Source organism: Achromobacter sp. ACRQX (assembly GCF_022346505.1).
Classification (GTDB): domain Bacteria; phylum Pseudomonadota; class Gammaproteobacteria; order Burkholderiales; family Burkholderiaceae_B; genus Achromobacter; species Achromobacter animicus.
In genome coordinates, this window is sequence record NZ_JAKRML010000008.1 from 134,322 (window position 1) to 154,223 (window position 19,902).

General features: G+C 67.2%; 17 protein-coding genes. 8 read left to right on the forward strand and 9 right to left on the reverse strand.

Annotated features, from left to right (window positions below; translation table 11 throughout):
- Window positions 1-75 precede the first annotated feature (75 nt).
- Window positions 76-1,263 (forward strand): class I SAM-dependent methyltransferase, encoded by a 1,188-nt coding sequence (locus MHZ91_RS10070; protein ID WP_239213491.1) that lies wholly within the window; start codon window positions 76-78, stop codon window positions 1,261-1,263.
- 126 nt (window positions 1,264-1,389) lie between these two features.
- On the opposite strand, the gene MHZ91_RS10075 is transcribed toward MHZ91_RS10070, so the two are convergent.
- Entirely contained in the window at window positions 1,390-2,499 is a 1,110-nt protein-coding gene (locus MHZ91_RS10075; protein WP_239213493.1) for a CCA tRNA nucleotidyltransferase, read from the reverse strand.
- Window positions 2,496-4,634, reverse strand: coding sequence for a transglycosylase SLT domain-containing protein (locus MHZ91_RS10080; RefSeq protein WP_370647797.1), 2,139 nt, complete (start codon window positions 4,632-4,634; stop codon window positions 2,496-2,498). The genes MHZ91_RS10075 and MHZ91_RS10080 overlap by 4 nt, the downstream gene beginning before the upstream one ends.
- A gap of 69 nt (window positions 4,635-4,703) precedes the next feature.
- Here MHZ91_RS10080 and MHZ91_RS10085 point away from each other — a divergent pair, with 69 nt between their 5' ends.
- The 5 genes from MHZ91_RS10085 to MHZ91_RS10105 all read left to right on the forward strand — a co-directional run bounded on the left by MHZ91_RS10085 (window position 4,704) and on the right by MHZ91_RS10105 (window position 9,866).
- A complete protein-coding gene (locus MHZ91_RS10085; protein ID WP_175186170.1) occupies window positions 4,704-5,378 on the forward strand; it encodes a 5-formyltetrahydrofolate cyclo-ligase in 675 nt (224 codons plus the stop codon).
- A gap of 310 nt (window positions 5,379-5,688) precedes the next feature.
- Window positions 5,689-7,119 carry a circularly permuted type 2 ATP-grasp protein gene (locus MHZ91_RS10090; protein ID WP_239213494.1) on the forward strand — a complete coding sequence of 477 codons (1,431 nt, stop codon included), beginning with the start codon at window positions 5,689-5,691 and terminating at the stop codon, window positions 7,117-7,119.
- Window positions 7,120-7,121: 2 nt separating this feature from the next.
- Entirely contained in the window at window positions 7,122-8,096 is a 975-nt protein-coding gene (locus MHZ91_RS10095) for an alpha-E domain-containing protein (protein WP_239213495.1), read from the forward strand.
- Between the two features lie 13 nt (window positions 8,097-8,109).
- Window positions 8,110-8,913, forward strand: a complete 804-nt coding sequence (locus MHZ91_RS10100; RefSeq protein ID WP_175136823.1) for a transglutaminase family protein — start codon at window positions 8,110-8,112, stop codon at window positions 8,911-8,913.
- A gap of 89 nt (window positions 8,914-9,002) precedes the next feature.
- Window positions 9,003-9,866 (forward strand): proteasome-type protease, encoded by an 864-nt coding sequence (locus MHZ91_RS10105; protein WP_175136824.1) that lies wholly within the window; start codon window positions 9,003-9,005, stop codon window positions 9,864-9,866.
- Window positions 9,867-9,904: 38 nt separating this feature from the next.
- Here MHZ91_RS10105 and MHZ91_RS10110 read toward each other — a convergent pair whose 3' ends face one another.
- From MHZ91_RS10110 to MHZ91_RS10140, 7 genes are all read right to left on the reverse strand, one after another.
- The gene (locus MHZ91_RS10110; RefSeq protein WP_128829573.1) at window positions 9,905-10,675 is read right to left on the reverse strand and encodes an enoyl-CoA hydratase/isomerase family protein; all 771 of its coding nucleotides are present in this window, start codon (window positions 10,673-10,675) and stop codon (window positions 9,905-9,907) included.
- 10 nt (window positions 10,676-10,685) lie between these two features.
- The gene (locus MHZ91_RS10115) at window positions 10,686-11,825 is read right to left on the reverse strand and encodes a hypothetical protein (protein WP_239213496.1); all 1,140 of its coding nucleotides are present in this window, start codon (window positions 11,823-11,825) and stop codon (window positions 10,686-10,688) included.
- Complete coding sequence (locus tag MHZ91_RS10120) at window positions 11,822-13,015, reverse strand: CaiB/BaiF CoA-transferase family protein (RefSeq protein WP_175136830.1); 1,194 nt, start codon at window positions 13,013-13,015, stop codon at window positions 11,822-11,824. The genes MHZ91_RS10115 and MHZ91_RS10120 overlap by 4 nt, the downstream gene beginning before the upstream one ends.
- A gap of 32 nt (window positions 13,016-13,047) precedes the next feature.
- Window positions 13,048-13,809 carry an SDR family NAD(P)-dependent oxidoreductase gene (locus MHZ91_RS10125; protein ID WP_175124947.1) on the reverse strand — a complete coding sequence of 254 codons (762 nt, stop codon included), beginning with the start codon at window positions 13,807-13,809 and terminating at the stop codon, window positions 13,048-13,050.
- The gene (locus MHZ91_RS10130; protein ID WP_175136831.1) at window positions 13,806-14,984 is read right to left on the reverse strand and encodes an aldose 1-epimerase family protein; all 1,179 of its coding nucleotides are present in this window, start codon (window positions 14,982-14,984) and stop codon (window positions 13,806-13,808) included. The genes MHZ91_RS10125 and MHZ91_RS10130 overlap by 4 nt, the downstream gene beginning before the upstream one ends.
- Window positions 14,985-15,114: 130 nt before the next feature.
- Entirely contained in the window at window positions 15,115-16,029 is a 915-nt protein-coding gene (locus MHZ91_RS10135) for a sugar phosphate isomerase/epimerase (protein ID WP_175124945.1), read from the reverse strand.
- Between the two features lie 31 nt (window positions 16,030-16,060).
- Complete coding sequence (locus tag MHZ91_RS10140; protein WP_239213497.1) at window positions 16,061-17,152, reverse strand: Gfo/Idh/MocA family protein; 1,092 nt, start codon at window positions 17,150-17,152, stop codon at window positions 16,061-16,063.
- Between the two features lie 225 nt (window positions 17,153-17,377).
- Here MHZ91_RS10140 and MHZ91_RS10145 point away from each other — a divergent pair, with 225 nt between their 5' ends.
- Both MHZ91_RS10145 and MHZ91_RS10150 read left to right on the forward strand, forming a co-directional pair.
- Window positions 17,378-18,460 (forward strand): LacI family DNA-binding transcriptional regulator, encoded by a 1,083-nt coding sequence (locus MHZ91_RS10145; protein ID WP_239213498.1) that lies wholly within the window; start codon window positions 17,378-17,380, stop codon window positions 18,458-18,460.
- 260 nt (window positions 18,461-18,720) lie between these two features.
- Complete coding sequence (locus MHZ91_RS10150; RefSeq protein ID WP_239213499.1) at window positions 18,721-19,719, forward strand: tripartite tricarboxylate transporter substrate-binding protein; 999 nt, start codon at window positions 18,721-18,723, stop codon at window positions 19,717-19,719.
- Window positions 19,720-19,902 lie beyond the last annotated feature (183 nt).

A 19,902-nucleotide genomic window follows, 5' to 3' on the forward strand; every position in this document is an offset into this window, starting at 1 on the left:
TTCAAAAAAGCCCCGCGGCCATGCCGTGGGGTTTTTTTTTGGGAAAATGCCGGTTTACCCACGTCTCTGCCGCCCATGCAACGCCCCGCCCCCGCCAATCTGCCCCCCCTTTCCCCCGCCGCACGTGAGCACAGCGACGCTACCGCAGCCCACCTGCGCGCCGCGATCGCGTCCAACGGCGGCTGGCTGCCGTTCGATCACTGGATGGCGGAAGCCTTGTATGCCCCCGGGCTGGGCTATTACGCGGCAGGCAACGTCAAGCTTGCCGATGCAGACGACGGCGGCAAGACGCCAGCCGGCGACTTCGTGACCGCACCACAGCTCACGCCGCTGTTTGCGCGCACGCTCGCGCGCCAGGCGGCCGAGGTGCTGCGCCAGACCGGCACGCACGACGTGCTGGAGTTCGGCGCCGGCACCGGCGCGCTGGCCGAAGGCGTGATGCATGAACTGGATGCGCTGGGCCTGGCCGACACGCGCTACTGGATCCTGGAAGTGTCGGCGGACCTGCGCGCCCGCCAGGCCGAACGGCTGGCGCCTTTCGGCGACAGGGTGCAGTGGCTGGATGCGCTACCGAATACGTTTTCGGGCTGCGTGCTGGCCAACGAGGTGCTGGACGCGATGCCCGTGTCGCTCTTTGCCTGGAGCGAAGCGGGTCAGGTGCAGGAACGCGGCGTGACGGTGGATGCGAACGGCGGGTTCGCGTGGGAAGATCGGCCGGCCCCGGCGGCCCTGGCCACCGCCGTTGCGGCGCGCATGCCCGCGCTGCCCGGCTATGTGTCCGAAATCAATCTGCAGGGCGAGGCGTGGATCGCCGCGATGGGCAGTTGGCTCGAGCGCGGCGCGGCCTTGCTGGTGGACTATGGCTTTCCGCGCAGCGAGTACTACCATCCGCAGCGCGCGGGCGGCACGCTGATGTGCCACCTGCGCCACCATGCGCATGGCGACCCCTTCACCGCGCCGGGCCTGCAGGACATCACTGCGCACGTGGACTTCACCGCGATGGCGGAAGCCGCCCTTGAGGCGGGCATGCAGGTGCTGGGCTACACCTCGCAAGCCCGCTTTCTGATGAACGCCGGATTGATGGATCTGCTGGCCGGGCTGGACCCGTCCGATGCGCAGGCCTACGCGCAGGCGGTCGCGCCCGTGCAGAAGCTGCTGTCGGAGGCCGAGATGGGCGAGTTGTTCAAGGTGCTGGCCGTCGGCCGCGGCATGACGGCGCCGTTGTCCGGGTTTTCACGCGGCGACCGGCTGGGCAAGCTGTAAGCGACGAGTAGTGGCCGACTGCGCTGAGCGGCTGCGGCGAGTAACTGCGGCGAATAACTGTGACGAGTAACTGCGGCAAGCGGCTGCGATGTGCAATTGCGGCAAGCGCCGCAGCGGCCGGCCGAATCAGCCCGCCTGCAGATTCACCAAACGCGCCAATCGCGCCTGGCGCACGCTTTCCTTGATGCGCGCCGGCTCGCCCGCGCACGCCTTCGCGATGGCGCCCGCATCCACGCCGCGCACCGCCGCCACCCGTTCCTGCCAGGCGGGCATATCCACCGCGCGCAACACGGCCGCGGCATCCAGCAATTCAAAAAAGCGTTCCGGTTTGCGCAAGGCATCGGCGCGCTCCATCAGCGCAAGTTGCGCATCGGCGCCGTCCGGCATGCCGTCCAAAGCATCGAGCGCGTCCAGCACATCAGGCAGCAACCGCGCATAGTCGTTGCATTCCGTGGGCACGCGCATCCGGCGGCCAAGCGCCTCGCGATCGGGCGTCAGGCGGCACATCAGTGCGTAGCGGCTTGCCAGCGGCAAGCCCTGCTGCGCGGCGCGGTCGACCTGCGGCCCCACTTCCTCCACGCCCTGCAGCTCGGGCATCACGCGCGCCATCGCGCCGGATTCGGCTAGCACGCCCAGCATGCGCGAAGGCGTTTGCGCCATCAGGCCGCGCGACAGTTCCTTCCAGACGCGCTCGGCCACCAGCGCATCGGCCTCGCCAGCCGCCACCATGCGCCGGCACAGCGTCATCGTTTCCGGCGCCACGCTGAAATCGCCAAAGCGCGCCGCAAAGCGGGCGAGGCGCAGGATGCGCACGGGGTCTTCCTCGAACGCCTCGCCCACGTGCCGAAAGACTCGGGCGCGCAGGTCGTCGGCGCCGTTCAGCGGGTCGACGAGCTGTCCGTTCTCGTCCTGCGCAATCGCGTTGACCGTGAGGTCGCGGCGGCGCAGGTCTTCCTCCAGCGTGACGTCCGTGCCCGTATAAAAAGTGAAGCCCTTGTAGCCCCGCCCCGACTTGCGTTCGGTGCGCGCCAGCGCGTATTCCTCTTTCGTGCGGGGATGCAGGAAGACGGGAAAATCGCCGCCGACCGGAATGAAGCCGCGGCGCGTCATGTCCTCGGGCGTGGCGCCCACCACGACCCAATCGTGATCGCCAGCCGGCAGGCCCAGCAGCGCGTCGCGCACGGCGCCGCCGACGATGTAGGCGCGCAGGCCCTCGGTGGCCGGGTCCCGCGTCATTGCGCCGCGGCGGTTTCAGTGCCGACCGGCACGATGTTGCCCAGGCGTTCCTTCAGCGATTGCGGCTGGCCGGTGAACATCGCCGCGTAGTACGTGGCGTTGGACATCACGTTCTTGACGTACGTGCGCGTTTCGGTGAAGGGGATGGTCTCGGCAAAGATGGCGCCTTCAACCGGATGCGTGAACGTCGAGCGCCAGTTGCGCGGCCGGCCCGGACCGGCGTTGTAACCTGCGCTGGCCAGCATCTGCGAACCGTTCAGGTCGCGCAGCACGATGTTCAGGTAGTTGGTGCCCAGTTCGGTATTGGTGTCGAAATCATTGACGCTGCCAGGGGTGAAGTCGCTCATGCCGATCTTGCCGGCGACCCACTTGGCCGTGGCGGGCATGAGCTGCATCAGGCCCGAGGCGCCCACATGCGAGCGCGCATCCATGATGAAGCGCGATTCCTGGCGGATCAGCCCGTACACCCACGCCGGATCGAGCGCGATGGCGTTGGCCTTGGCGGTGACTCGGCCCTCGAACGGCGCGATGAAGCGCTGGCTGAAGTCGAATTCCTTTTCCGTGCGGTCCGACGTGTTGACCACGCGGTCGTAGATGTTTTCGGCGCGGGCCAGTTCGGCGGCCGCCATAAGCTGACGGTCGTTCATGCCGCGCAGCGTGAAATTCCATTCAGGCACGGCCTCGGCACGCCAGCCCAGACGGAACAGCAGCACGGCGCGCTGCAGGCCCGGATTGGCGCGCGCCTCGGCGATCTCGCGGTCGCTGATGGGCGCCGGACGCGGCGGCACGTTGATGCGCCGGCCCAGTTCTTCGGCCGCGAGCTGGCCGTAGAAATCGAAGCGGTCGGAGATGCTGGCATAGGCGGCCTGGGCCTTTTCCTTGTGGCCCTGCGCGGCCTGGCCGCGGGCCTTCCAGTACACCCACGCGGTCTCGGCCTGCTGCGAGGCCGGCATCTCGTCGATGGATTCGATGACCCACTTCCAGTCGATCTTGGGCTGGCGCAGCGCCGCGCGCACCTTCCAGGCGGCGTTGTATTCCGTCATGCGGATATGGCCGGCCTCGCGGTACCAGTCGTTGGCCCGGCTGTCCAAGCCCAGCGCCGCGGCCAGCGCGTACTGCCCCCGCACCCAGGCCAGGTTCTGCTTGGACATCGACTTGGCCCATTCGCGGCGCAGATAGGAATCGGCGACGCCGACGTCCGACCGCGCCAGGCGGGCCAGCGCGATCGTGACCAGTTCCTTTTCGTTGCGGCCCACCGGCATGCGGTCCTGGCGCGTGAGCCACTTCATGGGGTCCTTCATCAGGACGTCGTAGGTCTTCACGTCGCGCGGCTCGAACATGTACTGCACGAACTTGCGCGCGTCGGTGGTCTTGTTGGCCTCGATGGCGTCGCGCAGCTGCGGTTCAAGCTGCTCCCAGCCCAGGATGCCGTCGGCCACGAGCTGGTCGTACAGCGCCCAGCACGCGCTGCCGGGCGCGAAGACGGCCATCGCCTGCGCGGCGGTGGCGCGCTGGCCGGTCATGTGCTTGGCGTCAAGAATGGCGCATTCGATCTGCGCGTTGCTGTTCTTCACGGGCGCCAGCTTGCGCACGGTTTCGAAGTCGCCGCTGCGCGCGGCAGCCAGCAGCCAGTCGCCGCGCAGGCGGTCGGCCAGGTAGGCGTCGCCATTGCTGTTGATGAACTGCTGCAGGGCCGCGACGGGACGGCCCGAGGCGGGCGGCGTCCAGAGCTGGTAGCGCAGCAGCCAGTACTCGGGGTACATGCCCAGCGGATCGCCCTTGGCCTGCGGCACGAGCACGCCCAGAACGGACCACTGCTTGCGGCTCATGGCCTCGCGGGCGGCGACCACGGCGGCCAGCGCGGGGGTTTCGGCAGTAGGCGGCAGGCCCGCCAGCGCCACGGGCGGCACCGCGATCATCGGCTGGGCGGCCTGCACGGCGGGCTGGGGCTGAGGATTGACGGCGGCGCTGCGCTGCTGCGCATCAACGGGCGCACAGGCGGCGGTGAACAGCGCCACCAGCGGGAGAAAGCGGTGCAACCCGCGGTACAGCCCGGAGCGGGCGTCGGCGGCTTGGGACGAGGATTTCTGATACCGTGGTGGCTGCTGGGCGCCTGTCTCTCGACGCACCCGCATGCTGAGCCTACGCAAGTTCGTCTTCAGCATGTTTGCCTTCATCTTCAACCCCCCGGTTACAGCCACAGCATGACTACGCAAAATACTCAAGAGGATACCGCAGTCCAGGAGCGCACGCGATTGCGAAAATTGCGTGCAGACCTGCCGGAAGACCAGCGCAGCCGGGGCGCTTTGCTCATGCGCGCGCGCCTGTTCACGTGGCTGAACGTCGCCCGCGACCAGGCCGTGCAGGCGGGCAATCCGGCCCCCACAACCGTCGCCGCGTTCTGGCCCATGGCCGACGAACCCGATCTGCGCCCTCTGCTGACGCAATGGAGCGAGGCCGGCATGACCGTCGCCCTGCCCGTGGTGCGCGAGCGCAACGCGCCGCTCGCGTTCCTGCCCTGGACGCCCGAGGCCGAGCTGCGCGCCGGCCCCTACGGCATCCAGGAGCCAGTGGCCGGTCCCGAACTGCTGCCTGATGTCGTTCTGGTGCCCACCCTCGGTTACACGGAACAGGGCGATCGCCTGGGCTACGGCGGCGGCTACTACGACCGCACGCTCGCCGCCCTGCGCGAACGCGGCCACGCGTTCACCGCCATCGGCATCGCCTGGAGCTGCGGTGAGCTGGAGCCGGGATACGTCCCCGCCGCGCATGACGTCCGCCTGGACGCGGTGCTGACCCAGGACGGCTGGGTGCCGCACGCCCCGCTCGAGGAAGGCAAGACAGGCGGATCGGTCCTGCATTCGTATCGGATGAACTGACACGCCGGTCTGCGGTGCAACCAACGCACCCGTGCGATGCCCCCACTGACGCACCCGTCGGCGCACCCGTCGGCGCACCCGGCGACGCACCAGCCTGACGCATCAGCAGCTTCGCGAGGGCGCACCAGCGTGGTGCGCCTTCCAACGCCCCCGCGCCCGCCGTGGCGCGGCCTGTCCCCCGATCTCCGCGTCGTCCGCCGTGGGGATGGCAATTCCCCCGTCCGCAGCGCATATTGACTCCGTGGCGCCCGCCTGCCGCCAAACCTGGCATGCGGGTTGCTTGTAGATATGCATCTGCACCGGAGGAGCCATGATGGACAGACCCGCCCGCCCATCCGCCTATGACGAAATGCGCGACGGCGAAAACCGCATTCGCGCCCACTATCAGGCATTCGAGCGCTGGCACAACGAGCAGTCGGCCGAGGCCATGTCCGTGCGCCGGCTCGAGGCCGACCTGAGCTTTCGCCGCGTCGGCATCACGTTCTCGGTGGCGGGCGACGCCGCCGGCACCGAGCGCCTCATCCCTTTCGACCTGATCCCCCGCATCATCCCCGCCGACGAATGGCAGCTCCTGGAGGCGGGCCTGAAGCAACGCGTGCGTGCGCTGAACCTGTTCATCCGCGACATCTATCACGGGCACGACATCGTGCGCGCCGGCATCGTGCCGGCCGAGCAGGTCTTCCTGAACGCGCAATACCGCCCCGAGATGCAGGACGTCGACGTGGCCGAGGACATCTACTGCCACATCGCTGGCGTGGACATCGTGCGGGCGGGCGCCGGCGAGTTCTATGTGCTGGAGGACAACCTGCGCGTGCCGTCGGGCGTGTCGTACATGCTGGAGAACCGCAAGATGTCGATGCGGCTGATGCCGGACGCCTTCGGCCGCATCAAGGTCGAGCCGGTGGCCCACTACCCCGACCTGCTGCTGGACAACCTGCGCGAGGTCGCGCCGCACGGCGGCGACGACCCCACCGTGGTGGTGCTGACGCCGGGCATGTACAACTCGGCGTACTTCGAGCACGCGTTCCTGGCGCAGCAGATGGGCGTGGAACTGGTCGAAGGCCAGGACCTGTTCGTCGAACAGAACACCGTCTACATGCGCACCACGCGTGGGCCGCGCAAGGTGGACGTCATCTACCGCCGCCTGGACGACGATTTTCTGGATCCGCTGGCGTTTCGCGCCGATTCCGCGCTGGGCGTGCCGGGCCTCTTGTCGGTGTATCGCGCCGGCCGCGTCACGCTGGCCAACGCCATCGGCACCGGCATCGCCGACGACAAATCCACGTACCTGTACGTGCCCGACATGATCCGCTTCTACCTGGGCGAAGAACCCATCCTGTCGAATGTGCCCACCTGGCGCTGCGGCCGGCCGGACGAGCTGTCGCACGTGCTGGCCAACATGCACGAACTGGTGGTCAAGGAAGTGCACGGCGCGGGCGGCTACGGCATGCTGGTCGGGCCGTCCGCCTCGCGCGCCGACGTGGACGCGTTCAGGGACCGCGTACGCGCCAACCCCGGCAACTACATCGCGCAGCCCACGCTGGCGCTGTCGACCACGCCGACCTACGTGGAATCAGGCGTCGCGCCGCGCCACGTGGACCTGCGTCCGTACGTGCTGTGCGGCAAGGAGATCCGCACCGTGCCGGGCGGCCTGTGCCGCGTGGCGCTGACCGAGGGCTCGCTGGTGGTCAACAGCAGCCAGGGCGGCGGCACGAAGGACACCTGGGTGCTGGAGGACTGACCATGCTGAGCCGAACCGCCGACAACCTGTTCTGGATGTGCCGCTACACCGAGCGCGCCGAAAACACCGCCCGCATGCTGGACGTGAACCTGCAGATGTCGCTGCTGCCGCAGGACACGCACACGCGCGAAGGCTCGTGGCTGGGCGTGCTGCGCATTTCCGAGCTGCAGGGCCTGTACCAAAGCAAATACGCCTCCATATCGCCGCACGACGTGCTGCAGTACATGGTGCGCGATCCGGAAAATCCGTCATCGATCTATGCCTGCATGCGCGCCGCTCGCGAAAACGCGCGCGCGGTGCGCGGCAGCCTGACGACCGAAGTCTGGGAAACCTACAACACCACCTGGCTTGAACTCCTCAAGCACCTGCACACCGGCCTGCTGGAGCGCAATCCGGGCGAGTTCTTCGAGTGGGTGAAGTTCCGCTCGCATCTGGCGCGCGGCGTCACGATCGCCACCATGCTGGAGGACGAGGCGCTGTACTTCATGCGCATCGGCATGCATCTGGAGCGCGCCGACAACACCGCCCGCATGCTGGACGTGAAGTTCCATGAACGCGGCGGCGCGGGCGCGCAGGACGGCCGGGCGGAACCGGCCGGCGCGGCCGCCGTGCAAAGCGAGTTCTACCGCTGGTCGGCGCTGCTCAGTTCCGTGTCCGGCCTGGAGATCTACCGCAAGGTGTACCGTGATGTCATCACGCCCGACCGCGTGGCCGAACTGCTGATCCTGCATGGCGACATGCCGCGATCGCTGCTGGCCGCGATGCGGGCGGTGGCCGGCGACCTGGCGCGCGTTTCGAATCAGCGCTCCACGGAAACCGAGCGCCGCGCGGGCATGCTATGTGCGGAGCTGCAGTACGGGCGCGTCGAAGACATACTGGCGAGCGGACTGCACCGCTACCTGGATCGCTTCCTGGACCGCATCAACGACCTGGGCAACCGGATCAGCCAGGACTTCCTGGTGCCGCTGTCGGCCTAACACGGGAGAGGCAATGAAGCAGATCATCACGCACGTCACCCATTACCGCTACACGGCGCCGGTCAACTACAGCATCCAGACCCTGCGCCTGACGCCGCGCGACGACGAGCACCAGCGCGTGCTGCGCTGGCACATCGAGGCCCCCGGCGAACTGGACAAGCAGGTCGACGCCTACGGCAACATCACGCATACCCTGACGCTGAACCAGCCGCACAGCGACATCGAACTGCGCGTCTCCGGCCAGGTGCTGGTGGCGCCGCTGACGCGCGGCGTGCTGGGCAGCGAGGACAGCCGCCTGCCGGTGCACGCCTATTGCGTGCCGACGCGGCTGACGCAGGCGGATGAAACGATTCTGGCCTTTGCGCGCGCGGTGCTGCCGAATGGACTGTCGACGTCGGACGACATCCTGAAACTGGCGGCGGCGATCCACGGACGCGTGGCCTACGTGCCCGGCACCACGGACGTGACGACCGCCGCCGATCAGGTGCTGGCCCTGGGCCTTGGCGTGTGCCAGGACCACGCCCACCTCTTCCTGGCCTGCGTGCGCGGCCTGGCGGTGCCGGCGCGGTACGTCAGCGGTTACCTGTACACCACCGCCGAGCATGCGGCCAGCCATGCATGGGCGGACGTCTGGCTGCCCGACGTGGGCTGGACCAGCGTGGACATCACCAACAACCAGTTCGCCTCGGAGTGCCATTGCCGGCTGGCGGTGGGCCGGGACTACGACTCGGCCTCGCCTGTGCGCGGCGTGCGCACCGGCGGCGGCGAGGAATCGATGGAGATCAGCGTCCAGGTCCAGGCCGGCGCGCAGCAGTAGCCGGCAGCAATAAGCCGCCGCAGTATGCCGTTACATCCGCCCCGCCGCGCCGCAATACAATGCGTGGTGGTTTTTCCCTCTTTCCGATCATGACCTACTGCGTAGCCGCCCGCCTCGACGCCGGCCTGGTGTTTCTCTCCGACTCGCGCACCAATGCGGGCGTCGACCAGATCAGCGTCTTTCGCAAAATGACCGTTTTCGAACTGCCGGGCGAGCGCGTCATGGTCCTGATGACCTCCGGCAATCTGGCGGTCAGCCAGGCCGTGCTGAACGTGCTGACCCGTCAGCGCGAAGAAGGCGCCGACACCCTCTGGAACGCGCCCGACATGTTCGCGGCCACGCGGCTGGTGGGCGCGGCGGTGCGCGAGGTCTACCGCAGCGAGGCCGCCGCCCTGCACGAGCAGGGCGTGGATTTCAACGTCAGCATGATCTTCGGCGGCCAGATCGGCACCGAACAATGCCGCCTGTTCCAGGTGTATTCGGCGGGCAACTTCATCGAGGCCGGCCAGGAGTGCCCGTATTTCCAGATCGGCGAGGCCAAGTACGGCAAGCCCATCCTGGATCGCGTGCTGCAGCCGGACACCTCGCTGGACGAGGCCGCCAAGTGCGCGCTGATCTCCATGGATTCCACGCTGCGCTCCAATATCTCGGTCGGCGTGCCACTGGACCTGCTTGTGTATAGCGCCAACTCGTTGCGCGTGACGCACTTTGCCAGCATCGACGAACACAACGAATACTTCCGCATGATCCGCGGCACCTGGGGTGAACGCCTGCGCCAGGTCTTTGCGGAAATCCCGGATCCGTCGTGGACCAATCCCGACGCCCCCGGCTCACTGGTGCCGCCGTCGCGCGTGCACCAGCCGCTGCGCATGGAGCCCGTCAACACCGCCCACGCCCCCTACGTGACGCCGCAGGTGCTGGCCGAAGAGCCGGGCAAGGACCAGCCCAACTGAAAGGCGGTTCAGGCGCCGCGCGGGGCGCCTCCCTCACATCAGCGCCGCTCGAACTTCGGCGCGCGCTTTTCTTCAAACGCCTTGCGGCCTTCCTTGGCGTCGGCGGTGGCAAAGCAGATCGCCTGCAGATCGCGCTCGTATTCCACGGCCTTCTCCAGCGGCATCGACAGCGCGGCGCGCAGATTGACGCGGGCCGTCTCGGCGGCGATGGGCGCGCGCGAGGCGATGGTGGCGGCAAGCGCCTGCGCGCGCTCGCGCAGTTGTTCTTGCGGCACCACCTCGCTCACCAGGCCCCAGGCCAGCGCCTGCTCGGCGCGGATGGGGTCGCCGGTCAGCACCATCAGTGCGGCGTTGCTCGGGCCGATGGCATGGACAAGCTGCGCCGTCATGCCGCCGCCGCCGATCCAGCCCAGCTTGATCTCTGGCGCGCCCAGGCGCGCGTTGTCGGCGGCGATGCGGATATCGCAGGCCAATGCCATCTCAAGGCCGCCGCCGAAGGTGTAGCCGTTGATCGCGGCCACCGTGGGCTTTTTCAACATGCGCACGCAGTCGCAGTAGTCGAGCCGGTTGCGAAAATCCCAGGGCGTCGCGTAGCGGTCCAGCTCGGTGATGTCCGAGCCGGCGCAGAAGGCCTTGGGACCCGCACCGGTCAAGATCACCGCGCGCACCTGCGCGTCGGTATTGCATTGCTCCACCGCCGCGATCAGCAAATCGGCCATCTCGGGCGTCATCGCGTTCAGCTTCTCTGGGCGGTTGAGTTCGATGATGGCGACATGGCCATCGATACTGAGATTGACGAGTGCGCTCACGTCGACATCCTTATTGCGGAGTGCTTGGGGTGGCGGCCAGGCTGGCCTCGAAACGCTCGGTCAGGCCGCGCGCCAATGCATGGGACGATGCGCGGGCGGCGACGCCATCGCGCAGGAACTGCGAGGCCTCGCTCTGAAAGGCGATGTAGCCGTCGTGCCGCGGCCGGATCGAGGCCGCTTCCAGCGTGCGGGCCGTGTTGGCGTAGAAGTTGCCGCTCGCCGCATTCACGTTTGCATCGGCCCAGCTGCCGCGATGGCTGGGCTGTCCGTCATGCTGCGGGATGAAGCGGCTTTGGGTCTCCGCTGCCAGCAACCACAACAGATGCGCGCGTAGCTCTGGTCCCACGATGCAGCGCCGCGATATCGCAATGCCGGTGCCGCCGAGGATCGACCCGGGCCGGCCAGCGTCGGCCTGGGGCGCGTCACGGAACGTGAGCGGCTTGGCGACGGCGGCGGTGGCGTAATTCACATAGCCATAGACCAGCGGGCAGAGCGTGATGTCGTCGCGCGCGCTCATGTGACCCAGCAAGGCGATCGGGTTGTACGCCAGGGCGTGCGCGGGCGTGCGCCGCGCCAGCTCAGTGAGCACATCGCACGCGCCGGCGAGCGTCGCTTCGTCGTGCCAGGCGCCGTGCGGCCGCAGGTCGGTGTCGGGCGCGATGGCGGCGGCGATCGACAGCAGCGACAGAAATGGATGCGGTCCCCCCCAGCTGAGCGCGACCGAGCCACTGCGTTGCGACAGCGTCAGCACCTCATGCCATGTGCGCGGCGCGGGGCCGTCGAGCCGATCCACGCGCGTGGCCATCACCTGCGTCGCAGCGTCCAGCGGCAGCGCCCATTGGCGGTCGGCCATGCGATAGCTGTCGTACGACAGTCCGATGCTGTCGCGTGCGATCCGCGCCAGCTCGTCGGGCGCGAACACGGTGTCCAGCGGCTGCAGGCAATCGTGCGCCAGGGCTTCGCCCAGATGCGGATGATCCAGCACCACCAGGTCATAGCGGGCGCAGAGCTCGGCAATCGGCGCCGACTCGAACCCCTCGAGCGACTGCTTGTCCCAGTGCACCAGCGGCGTGTGGGCGGTCGCCGCGTGCAGCGCATTGAAGCCGCGCGGGTGATCCCAGGTCAGGCCACGATAGGGTAGCTGGCTCATTCCGAGGCTCCACGCAACACCGCGCCCGAGGCCGCATGTGCGGCGATCTCGTTGTCGCTGAAGCCAAAATCACGCAGCACTTCGTCGGTGTGCTGACCGGTGAGCGGCGCACCGCGCACCACCTGGCTCGGCGTCTTGGAAAAACGGATCGGAAAGCCTGGCGTCTTGATCCGGCCTTCGGTCGGATGGTCGTATTCGACGAACGTGCCGTTGTGCGCGATCTGCGGATCTTCGACCAGATCGGCATAGCCATACACGGGGCTGCACCAGATGCCGGCGGCATCCAGTTTGGCGAACCAGTCGGCGGTCGAAGCCTTGGCCAGCGTATCGCGCACCAGCGCGTAGATCTCGTCACGCTTTTCCCAACCGTCGCGCTCGGTATACGCCGCCAGGCGCGGCTCTTCGGTCACGCGCGCCAGCACCTTCATGTCGGGCATGGCCAGCGCCAGATAGCCGTCAGTCGTCGCGAAGGTGCCATAGGGCGCGCGGATGTACACGTGGGCATGCGGCTCGGCGCTGCGCACCTGCGGCTTGTGCCCCACGGTAAACACCGAGAGCTCCTGCATCTGGATCGTGGTGATCGCATCCAGCATGTTGACCTCGACCTTCTGGCCCTCGCCGGTGCGCTCGCGGTGCAGCAGCGCGGCCAGCACGCCTTCGAAGGCGCAGTACGCGGTGACGGCGTCGACCACATACTGGCCCGCCGCACGCGGCGCTTCGCCGGCCCGGCCCGACGACAGCATCGCGCCAGACATCGCCTGCAACAGCAGATCCTGCCCGGGGCGCGTGGCATAGGGGCCGTCTTCGCCGAAGCCCGACATCGATACATAAATCAGGCGCGGGTTCAGGGCCGACAGGGTCTCGTAATCCACGCCCAGGCGGCCGGCCACACCAGGCCGATAGTTCTGGATGAACACATCGGCCTGCGCCGCGAGCTTCTGGATGATCTCCTTGCCGCCGGCGCTCTTCAGATCGATCGCCAGCGAGCGCTTGTTGCGGTTCAGCGAAAGAAACGACACGTTGATCTTGTTGCCCGTGATGCCGCCGGCGGGCGCGTGCCGCTGCCATTCGCCGGTGGGCGGCTCAATCTTGATCACGTCGGCGCCCAGGTCGCCCAGGCGCTGCGCCGCGAACGGGCCCGCCATGGCGATGGAGCAGTCCAGAACCTTGTAGCCAGAAAGAATGCTCATTGCTTCTACCCTTTGCGTGGCGCCGATGCGCCTCAGTGCATGACCCAGCCGCCGTCCACCGCCAGCGTCTGTCCGGAAATGAAACCCGCCTCGTCCGAGGCCAGGAACAAGATGGCCGCGGCGATGTCGCCGGCGTGCCCGCGGCGCTTGACCGATTGGCGTTCGAGCACCATGCGGTTGTAGCCCTCGGGATCGGGATGGATCTTCTCGGCGTCGGTCGGAAAGGCGCCCGGCGAAATGGCGTTGACCGTGATGCCCCACTTGCCGAACTCGCGGGCGAAGGCGCGTGTGGCCCCCACCATCGCGCCCTTGGACTGCACGTAGGGCAGCAGGTTTTCCCAACCGCCCGATAGGGTGATCGACGAGATGTTGATCACGCGGCCCCACTGCTGTTCGCGCATGCCCGGCAGTGCCGCGCGCACGATCTGCACGGCGGCCTCCACGTTGACACGGTGTACGCGCGCCAGCTCGGCATCGCTGTATTCCTCGAACGGGCGCGACGGATAGATGGCCGCGTTGTTGATGACGACGTCGATCGTGCCCTCGGCCGTCAGCCGCTCAAGGTGCGATTGCAGCGCGCTGGCGTCGGCAAGGTCGGCCTGCAGGATCTGAAGCTGGCCGGCCAACTGTGCCGGCACGGTGCTGCGCAAGCGATCGATATGCCCGGCGTGGTTGTCCAGCGCAATCACACGTGCGCCCGCTTCCAGCAGCGCAATCGTGGTGTCCACGCCAAAGCCGCCCGCGGCGCCCGTGTACAGCACGCGGCGGCCTTGCAACGAGAAGCGCGCGCTCATGTGCGCCCCGCGATGGGCGCAAAGCGTCCCGACAACGGCGGATAGTCGGTCTCGGGCTGCACCGCGATTGCGCGGATACGAGCCTCGCAGGCCGCGATGTCGGCGGCCGAGCCCAGCACGCTGAATGTGGTGTCGTAGCGGCGCTCGTCGCCATGCTCGAGCCAGATGAGCTCGTTGCGCTCGCGCGCCGCGCCCTGCCCCAGCACATGGTTGGTGGAGGGCTCGATGCCCATTGCATACTGGCCGGATTGCAGGTTCTGCCATTGGTACTGGCAGGGGAATTGATGCTTGTAGGTGCTGACCTGCATGCCCAGGCCCAACGCATCGTTCACCAGGGCGACCGGCACGCTGCCGTCGGCCGCGGCCGCCATCTCGTGCTGCCACACCTGCTCATGAAAGCCCAGCTGCGGCGCCGGCATGCGGCGGTAGCCCACGCCCTGCTTGCGGTAGTCCTGCTCGTGCGCGGCCCACACCACCTCGCGGATCGGCGCCAGATAGCGCGAGTCTGCATCCAGAACCGGATAGCCCAGGTTGATGTGATAGCAGAGCATGTGCGGCGTGCGGTAGAAGCCGCGATTCACGACACGGTCCGACAGCTTGATGTCGTTGGTGCCCACCTCGATCTCGATGCGGCGGTGCAGCTCGAGATGCTCGCCGAACACCGTGCCCTGGCTCACCACGCCTTCGGCCCACAGCACGCAGCGATCGCCATCCCAGCGTTCGCCGTAACCGGTCAGCCGCGCGGGAATGGTGCCGACGCGGCCATGGATGGATTGCTTGGCCGTCTTGCGCGGGCCGTACACATAGTTGTCGGCCGGTGCGTCGTACATGAACAGGATGTGATCCAGCCCGCAGGTGATCATGAGCCCCGAGAACGACCGCATCCAGCCCAGTCCGCCCTCGCCTTCGTAGTCGTGCAGCCCGGGGTGGCGAAAGCCCGACGGCGATTGCCATCCCATGGCCATACCGCGATATTCGCAGTCGGCGATGTCCATCGCCCGATCCACCAGCACCGTAAAACGCAGGCCCGTGCCGCTGCGGAACTCCAGCATGCGGATACCGCGCTCCAGCCCGTCGTCCAGCGTCATCAGGCGTACGCCGGCAAACTGCGCAAGCTGTCCGGTGCGCGCCTCTACGTCGCGGCGCGTCATCCAGGTTCCGTAAATGTCAGGCATGAGTTCTCCCTGGCGGATGCGCGGGCGCGCGTCCACCGGTGTCGGTGTTCGGAATCGTGTTCAGGAGGCGCGCCGCGGGCGCTGTTCGTTGATGGCTTCGCGGCGCGCCGGTACTGATTGGGGCGCCGGCCTACAGACCGTTCGCGCGCAGCCGCTCGTCGAGGAATTGCTTGGCGCGCGGCACGTCGTCTTCGGTCAGGTGTTCGATGATGATGGGAATGTTGGGGTGCTTCTTGGCCAGGCGCTGCAGGTACAGGTCGTAATTGAGCGCGCCCAGGCCCGGCGCCGGCAACTCGATCTCCCCTACCCCACGGAACGTATGGCTTTCCGCCGCGCTGTCGTCACCGATGTCGCTGTGTTTTTCCGACTTGTCATCGCCCGAACGCTTCACGTCCTTGGCATGCGCGATGCAGATCTTGTCGGAGAGCGCGTCAAACACCTGATTGAGCGTGCGGTCCATCTGGTCGATGTTGTGCGCTTCGAAGAAGTTCGTCGGGTCCATCAGAAGGCCCAGGCCCGGGTGGTCTACTTCGGCGAACATGCGCAGCGTTTCCTCGACCGACCCCACCACGTTGTTCACGTAGGTCTCCAGCAGGAACACCGCCCCATGGTCGTAGGCATGCTGCGACAGCTCGGCGATCACCGCGCGGCACTGGTCCCAGCCTTCCTCGGTCTTGTTCTTGGGGTGATGCACCCAGTCGCTTTCGGTGTCGAACGTGCCGGTTTCCGAGATCACGTAAGGCGAGCCCAACTGGCGTGCGTGCGTGAGGATCTCTTTCAGATAACCGTTGCGGCGTTGGCGCTCGGCGGGATCGGGATGCACGATGTTGGTGTAGGCCGAGATGCAGGACACCGGCAGGTTGTAGTTGCGGAAGGTGTCGCGGATCTGCGTGCATTTCTGCGCGGTCAGTTGCCCCGGGCCCAGCTCCATGTCCTTGAAATGCAGGTCCAGCTGCACGGTGTTGAAGCCGTGCGAGCGGATCACCTTGGCGGTGCGCTCCAGCTCATAGGGAAAGTAGCCCGAGAAGATTCCGGTCTGGATCATGATGGTTGTCTCCGTCTGTTTTTCTGTCTGGTTATTCAACAGCCGGCAGCCGTACCGTGCGGCCTTCGGCGATGGACGTGTACGCGGCCTCGACCAGCGCCATCGTGCGTACGTTGTCGGTCACGCTCAACGCAGGCTCGGTGCCGCTGGCCAGCGCGTACTGCAACTGCTCCATCACGCCGATGAAGGCATGCGGAAACCACATCGTGTCCCACGTGGGCGTCACCCAACGCCCGTCGGTATGGCCATTGGCCGCGCGCGAGGCGTAGCTCAGGGTCGACGGCTCGCCGGTGGGCCAGCCGATGGTGCCGCGCGCGACGCCCTCGGTGCCTTCCACGCGCCAGCGGATGTGCTGGTCGTCGGGGTATCCCTCGGCCCGCGGACCCGACCACACGTCTTCGAGCGACAGCGCGAGCAGGCCGTTGCCAAAGCGCAGCGTGGTGCTCACCAGCCCATCCTGATGCGCGAACTCGGTGCGCGGATCGGGACGGGTGATGCTGGTGATCTCGGTGGGCTCGCCAAACAGATAGCGCAGGGCATCGAGGTGATGCACGCTCATGTTCGAGAGCGTCAGACGGTCGTAGTCGCGCAGAAAGTCCTGCCAGTGCGGGATTGCGTGCATGTCGATCTGCGCGAACACCGGCGTGCCCAGCACGCCCTGGTCGAGCAGCTGCTTGAGCGTGCGCATCGACTGGTCGTAGCGCATGTTCTGGTTCACCGACAGGATCTTGCCGGCGGCCCGGGCCTCGTCGCGCAAGGCGCGGGCTTCATCCAGCGACAGCGCGAGGGGCTTCTGCGCCAGCACGCCGCGCACGTGCGGGGCTCGCAATGCAGCGCGGATCAGCGCGGGCTGCTGGTCGGGCGGATACGCGATGTCCACGATCTCGATCTGCGGATCCGCGATCAGGGCCAGGGGGTCGTCATGCACACACGGGATGCCATAGCGTTCAGCAACCGCGGCCGCTTTGCTGCGGGTGCGTGACGCGATCGCCGCCACGGTGAAGCCGGCCTGCTGATAGGCCGCCAGATGGCACTCGGCCATGATCATGCCGGCGCCGATACAGCCGATGCGAAAGCGCCGTTCGCGGACGGGGGGGTCGGGCACCAAGGTAGGGTTCGACATGTGCTCCTCCTGCCGGCCTGGTATGCACTGTCGACTGCCTGGCATCCTGCCGTGCTGTGTTTGATGTACTGAGCCGCGATATTCACATCAAAACAATCAGGGGTAAAGACGGTCGGCGCTCATAGGGCTGCGGCGTTACCTTTTTGATCTCGAATGATTGCAAATGATGGCTTATGATGGCCGCGCTGCCATCGTCCTGATGGTGTATTGAGAGCCTGATCCGCCATGCGCCCCACCATTTCCCTCATTGCCCGTGAAGCCGGCATGTCCACCGCCACGGTGGACCGGGTCCTGAACGACCGGGACGGCGTGCGCGGCAAGACGCGCGACCGCGTGTTGGCGATTGCCAATCGCCTGGGCTACTTCGTTCCGGGCGCCGAGTCCGCCAGTCAGGACGTGCGGGTCGATTTCGTCTTGCCCGCCGGCACCAACAGTTTCATGACCGCGCTGGGCCGGCACCTGCTCGAAGAAGCCGCCGCGCGCCCCGACGTGCAGGCCCGCCTGCATCTGATCGAGGGATTCGACGCCAACAAGCTCGCGAAAAAACTCTACGAGCTGCGCGAGCAGACGCAGGCGGTTGGCCTGGTCGGGCTGGACCATCCTCAGGTGCGCGACGCCATCATGGCGCTGCGCGACAGCGGCGTGCACGTGAGCACCCTGGTGTCGGACATTCCGATCTCGGCGCGTTTGGGGTACGTGGGCATCGACAACCGCGCCGCAGGCCGCCTGGCCGCGCTGTTGCTGGGCCGATTTCTGCCGCAGCACACCGAACGCAAGGTCGCGGTGTTCGTGGGGTCATTGGCCTATCGCGGCCACGAAGAGCGCGAGATGGGCTTTCGCTCGCTGCTGAGCGAAGAGTTTCCACACCTGCGCATCGCCCACACGCTCGAGATCGGCGACGACCGCGACCGCGCCTTTGCCGTCACGCAGGATCTGCTGCGCACAGACCCGCCGCACGCGATCTACAACATCGGCGCGGGCAATCAGGGCATCGCGCGGGCGCTGAAGGAGGCGCGGCCGGCTGAGGCGTGGGCGGCCGACGCGTGGCCGGACGCGGCCCGGCCGATCGCGGCCCGGCCGAACGCGGCGTCCTCCGCCCCTCGCATCGTCTTCGTCGGCCACGACCTCACCGAAGCCACGCGCCGCCTCCTGCTTGATCGCACGATGGACGCCGTGATCGACCAGAACCCGCGCGTCGAGGCACGGGAGATCGTGAAGCTGCTGGTGGCGGCCGTGAAGGGCGCACCGGAACCCAGCTACCTGCCGCGGCTGCAGGTGATCTTCAGGGAAAACATACCGGAGCCGTGATGGCCCGGCGCGGGCCCGGTCTGGAACCCGTGCGCGCCGTTCGCACCAGCCCGGGCCCAGGCAAGATCCAGCCCCTCCGAGGCACTACACGCACGCTTTTTAGCGCTTCTGCCGGCAAGTCCACGTAAACCCTCCTTTCCGCACGCCGAAGCCCGGCTTGCGAAACCGCGAATTCCCAACCTCGCCCTTGTCGCGCCACACTGCCGATGCCTGCCCGCCATGCGCGGCATCGCGGGCCAAGAGACTACAAGGAGCGAGACATGTCCCACCGTTACGCGCGCGCCCTCAAGCGTGCAGCCTGGCCCATGCTGGCCCTGTCGTGCCTGGCCTTTGGCAATGCCGGCGCGCAGGGAACCTACCCGAATCACCCGATTTCGCTGGTCGTGCCGTTTGCCGCGGGCGGTCCCACCGACGTTGTGGCCCGCAGCCTGGGCGCCTCCATGGCCAAGACGCTGGGCCAGAGCGTCGTCATCGAAAACCGCACCGGCGCGGGCGGCACGCTGGCCTCGCAACACGTGGCGCGCGCCGCACCCGACGGCTACACCTTCCTGATCCACCACAACGGCATGGCGACGGCTCCGGCGCTGTACCGCAAGCTGTCGTTCAATCCGCTGACCGACTTCTCGTATGTCGGCCAGGTCGCCGACGTGCCGATGACCCTGCTGGGCCGAAAGGACCTGCCGGCCGACGGCATGGCCAACTTCATCAAGTACGCCAAGGAAAACGGCAACAAGATCAACCTGGCCAACGCCGGCTTGGGCGCCGTGTCGCAGCTGTGCGGCATGCTGCTGCAGGAGTCGCTGGGCGTGCAGTTCACGACGGTCCCCTACGCGGGCACCGCGCCGGCCATGACCGCGCTGCTGGGCGGACAGGTGGACGTGCTGTGCGACCAGACAACGCAGACCATCCCGCAGATCAAGGCCGAACGCGTCAAGCTGTATGGCGTCACCACGCTGGACCGCATCAAGGCGCTCCCGGACGCCCCCACGCTGAAGGAAGGCGGCCTGAAGGACTTCGAGGTGAAGGTGTGGCACGGCGTCTATGCGCCGAAGGGAACCCCGCCCGAGGCGATCAACAAGTTCAACGCCGCGCTGCGCACCGCGCTGAAGGACCCGGCATTCACGCAAAAGATGGCCGAACTGGGCGCCGAAATCGTGCCCGAGGCCAAGCAGACGCCCGAGGGTCTGCAGACGTGGCTGAAGTCTGAAGTAGACAAGTGGGGCGGGGTGATTCGGAAGGCGGGTGTGTACGCGGATTGATGCGTGCGGCGCCCGTTCAGGCGCCGCGATTATCAGACGCACCCGTGCGCCACCAGAAACTCATGATCAGCCCGATTTTTGCCAGCAGGAAAGCGTTGGCGTAAATCGGGCCCTTCTCTGAACTTCGTTCAGAGTCGATTAGGGGTGGGTCCCCGCTCCATGATGAGGATGAAGCCAGGCACG

What these genes read in the sequence shown, in the direction of transcription:
- MHZ91_RS10070 (WP_239213491.1), top strand. Translation starts at nt 76, where the DNA reads ATGCAACGCCCCGCCCCCGCCAATCTGCCCCCCCTTTCCCCCGCCGCA.
- MHZ91_RS10075 (WP_239213493.1), bottom strand. Translation starts at nt 2,499, where the DNA reads ATGACGCGGGACCCGGCCACCGAGGGCCTGCGCGCCTACATCGTCGGC.
- MHZ91_RS10080 (WP_370647797.1), bottom strand. Translation starts at nt 4,634, where the DNA reads ATGCGGGTGCGTCGAGAGACAGGCGCCCAGCAGCCACCACGGTATCAG.
- MHZ91_RS10085 (WP_175186170.1), top strand. Translation starts at nt 4,704, where the DNA reads ATGACTACGCAAAATACTCAAGAGGATACCGCAGTCCAGGAGCGCACG.
- MHZ91_RS10090 (WP_239213494.1), top strand. Translation starts at nt 5,689, where the DNA reads ATGATGGACAGACCCGCCCGCCCATCCGCCTATGACGAAATGCGCGAC.
- MHZ91_RS10095 (WP_239213495.1), top strand. Translation starts at nt 7,122, where the DNA reads ATGCTGAGCCGAACCGCCGACAACCTGTTCTGGATGTGCCGCTACACC.
- MHZ91_RS10100 (WP_175136823.1), top strand. Translation starts at nt 8,110, where the DNA reads ATGAAGCAGATCATCACGCACGTCACCCATTACCGCTACACGGCGCCG.
- MHZ91_RS10105 (WP_175136824.1), top strand. Translation starts at nt 9,003, where the DNA reads ATGACCTACTGCGTAGCCGCCCGCCTCGACGCCGGCCTGGTGTTTCTC.
- MHZ91_RS10115 (WP_239213496.1), bottom strand. Translation starts at nt 11,825, where the DNA reads ATGAGCCAGCTACCCTATCGTGGCCTGACCTGGGATCACCCGCGCGGC.
- MHZ91_RS10120 (WP_175136830.1), bottom strand. Translation starts at nt 13,015, where the DNA reads ATGAGCATTCTTTCTGGCTACAAGGTTCTGGACTGCTCCATCGCCATG.
- MHZ91_RS10125 (WP_175124947.1), bottom strand. Translation starts at nt 13,809, where the DNA reads ATGAGCGCGCGCTTCTCGTTGCAAGGCCGCCGCGTGCTGTACACGGGC.
- MHZ91_RS10130 (WP_175136831.1), bottom strand. Translation starts at nt 14,984, where the DNA reads ATGCCTGACATTTACGGAACCTGGATGACGCGCCGCGACGTAGAGGCG.
- MHZ91_RS10135 (WP_175124945.1), bottom strand. Translation starts at nt 16,029, where the DNA reads ATGATCCAGACCGGAATCTTCTCGGGCTACTTTCCCTATGAGCTGGAG.
- MHZ91_RS10140 (WP_239213497.1), bottom strand. Translation starts at nt 17,152, where the DNA reads ATGTCGAACCCTACCTTGGTGCCCGACCCCCCCGTCCGCGAACGGCGC.
- MHZ91_RS10145 (WP_239213498.1), top strand. Translation starts at nt 17,378, where the DNA reads ATGCGCCCCACCATTTCCCTCATTGCCCGTGAAGCCGGCATGTCCACC.
- MHZ91_RS10150 (WP_239213499.1), top strand. Translation starts at nt 18,721, where the DNA reads ATGTCCCACCGTTACGCGCGCGCCCTCAAGCGTGCAGCCTGGCCCATG.